The 2,800-nt window shown below is 56.2% G+C and carries 2 protein-coding genes; both read left to right on the top strand.

Annotated elements, in window-relative coordinates:
* Positions 1-1,008 precede the first annotated feature (1,008 nt).
* Positions 1,009-1,800 carry a DMP19 family protein gene (locus ACFQY0_RS20970; protein ID WP_379716942.1) on the top strand — a complete coding sequence of 264 codons (792 nt, stop codon included), beginning with the start codon at positions 1,009-1,011 and terminating at the stop codon, positions 1,798-1,800.
* A gap of 149 nt (positions 1,801-1,949) precedes the next feature.
* Positions 1,950-2,414 (top strand): DUF4279 domain-containing protein, encoded by a 465-nt coding sequence (locus ACFQY0_RS20975; protein WP_379716945.1) that lies wholly within the window; start codon positions 1,950-1,952, stop codon positions 2,412-2,414.
* The last annotated feature ends 386 nt before the right edge of the window (positions 2,415-2,800 follow it).

Below are 2,800 nucleotides of genomic sequence, written 5' to 3' on the forward strand. Positions count from 1 at the left end.
ACATTCCGTTCTAGGTGGTACAAGGACCTTGATGAATCGCGCTGGCCGCCATGGTGGTCGGGTCGGCAGCGCTTCGACGTTCTCGTGGAATGTAGAGCCTCTGGGTTTTGAGGGTGTGGCAGCAGACGGAGTCGGAGATAGGTCGAGCTTATCGAGGTTTTCGAGCTTCCGGAGCTTTGCTGACCGGAGTGAGCATCATGCGGTTGGGCAGCAGAGGAGCGCCCAGGAGAGATCGGACCGAAGCACGTGACAGACTCTGTTAGATTGTCTGACTGCTTCGCCGGGGATCTGCATCATCACCGCTCGGAGTGTCTCGTGGGTTGGTGTCGGCGCTCGATCGGGATTCTTCCAGTGGCGGACCGCGGCCTCCCCGAAGAACTCCCCGCCCCCAAGACCGCCCAACGAGAACAAGGCGCTCGAGGGCGACCCCTTTCAGCGGTTGTGTTGAGTTCTTGCCGCCAGCTTCGAAAGCTGTTTGGATCCCCGCAGCCTTCCCGGTGAGCTCACCGGGATCGCCTCAGCTCAAACGTTCTCGTGGAATGTAGAGCCTCTGGGTTTTGAGGGTTTGGCAACAGACCGAGTCGAAGATAGGTCGAGCTTATCGAGATTTCCGATTTCTCGGAGCTTTGCTGACCGGAGCGAGCATCATGCGGTGGGCAGCAGAGGAGCGGCCAGCAGAGGAGCGGCCAGGAGAGATCGGTCCGGGCACGTGACAGACTCTGTTAGATTGTCTGTCTGATTCGCTGAGGCTCCGCATCATCACCGCTCGGAGTGTCTCGTGGGATGGTGTCGGCGCTCGATCGGGTATTTTCCCGTGGCGGACCGCGGCCTCCGCGAATAACTCCCCGCCCCCAAGACCGCCCAACGAGAACAAGGCGCTCGAGGACGACCCCTTTCAGCGGCTGTGTTGCGTTCTTGCCGCCAGCTTCGAAAGCTGCTTGGATCCCCGCAGCCTTCCCGGTGAGCTCACCGGGATCGCCTCAGCTCAAACGTTCGCCAATAAATACTATGCCCTACAGTCTAGAGCTCACCATCGATGCGGGTGGCAGAACTACGGAGATAGTTCGGGCAGTCAAGGCATTCGACAGAAATCTAGTAATGGGAACAGTGCTGAATCTACTGCGTGAGCGAAAAGCGCTCGTGATCGCACTGGATGGCAAGAATCGTGTAGAGGTTCTCAGGCGCTTGAGCAAGTTGCTGGAGGAGCTGACCCGGTTGCAAACTGAATATCAGCTTCTGGCCAACAATGTCCCTCGGTCATCTCACCTTTGGGAGCCACAGAATTGGAACCTGCCCGATATTTTGAAGGAGTTGTCTGCGGCTGAAGAAGCCGCCGAGGACCGAAAACGCGCGGAAGAAGTAATGCGGGATTATGTTCCTCCTGAGCCTCCGCCATCTCGAAAGCTATTCGACCAGAGATGGCGTGACGTCGCCTTTCCCAGCCTTTTCTCCTCAGAGCAGCAGTATCTCTATATATGGAGTCTTGTCGCCGAGGTTAACAACGGTGGGTTCGCGGTATACTTCGACAATTCTTCCGGAGACGATGCGCTGCAGGCTCTTACGGCGTTGGAGTCGATAGGCTCAGAAGAAGTGATTGATGTATTGTCGGACGCAATCGCACTGGTGGAGAGAGATGGTGAGTATCCGATCGTTCGAGAGGAACGTTGGGCGGCCGTTCAAGCGCTGCCTGATGATGCATTTACACAGTTGAATAATCGGTTCTATGATCGAACGGAAGATCCGGCTGAGATAGCGTTCCAGTTGGTAGAATCAGAATACCAAACAAAGAGAATGCTGTAGCTAAACAATCACCAACGGCGAACAAGGCGTCGATCCTAACGCCTGACCCGTTACGAGTTCAATCCGTCATGACCATTCAACCATCAACCCTCAATCGAAGTCGCGCCCTCGGTCAGGCGTAGGATGACTTCGACGTTCTGCAAAACACAATGGGCGAACGACGCGAGACATACGCCTACCTTTGGATCGAAGGGTTTACCTGTGATCCGTCTGAGATCAGTTTACAAATGCGACTTGAACCATACGAGACTCGCAATGCAGGCGACCTAATCCAACGGCGATTTGATCGTACAGGACAGAAGCATTATTGGCCCAAGAGCTGTTGGAAGTTTCGCAGCAGGCTGCCAATCACCGAGACCTTTCAGAGCTCCCACATTGCGAATATTCTGGAAGCGGTAGAGCCACATTCTGAAGTGCTTCGGACACTCCAGAAGTCCTGCGAGGTCGGCATCAACTGCGTGGGATACTACTGGAACTCCAATCCGGGGTTCCATCTCTCTGCCGATTTGATCGGCAGATGCGCTCGGTTGGGCATTAGCATCGATTTCGATCTGTATAACTACCCAGAAGAAGACGAAGAAGCAGAACAAGCCGGACATGGCGACGGCGGATAAGCTCCTTTGTTGAATTCGAAGCTTCCTTCCGCCGCGCCATTCCTCAAACGTTCTCGTGGAATGTAGAGCGTCTGGATTTTGAGGGTGTGGCAGCAGACCGAGTCGGAGATAGGTCGAGCTAGTCGAGGTTTCCCAGTTTCCGGATCTTTGCTGACCGGAGTGAGCATCATGCGGGGGGCAGCAGAGGAGCGGCCAGGAGAGATCGGACCGGCCACGTGCCAGACGCTGTTAGATTGCCTGTCTGATTCGCCGGGGCTCTGCATCATCACCGCTCGGAGTGCCTCGTGGGATGATCTCGGCGCTCGATCGGGTATTTTCCCGTGGCGGACCGCGGCCTCCGCGAAGCCCCCCCGCCCCCAAGACCGCCCAACGAGAACAAGGCGCTC

It is taken from the genome of Haloferula chungangensis (assembly GCF_042664875.1).
Taxonomy (GTDB): domain Bacteria; phylum Verrucomicrobiota; class Verrucomicrobiia; order Verrucomicrobiales; family Akkermansiaceae; genus Haloferula; species Haloferula chungangensis.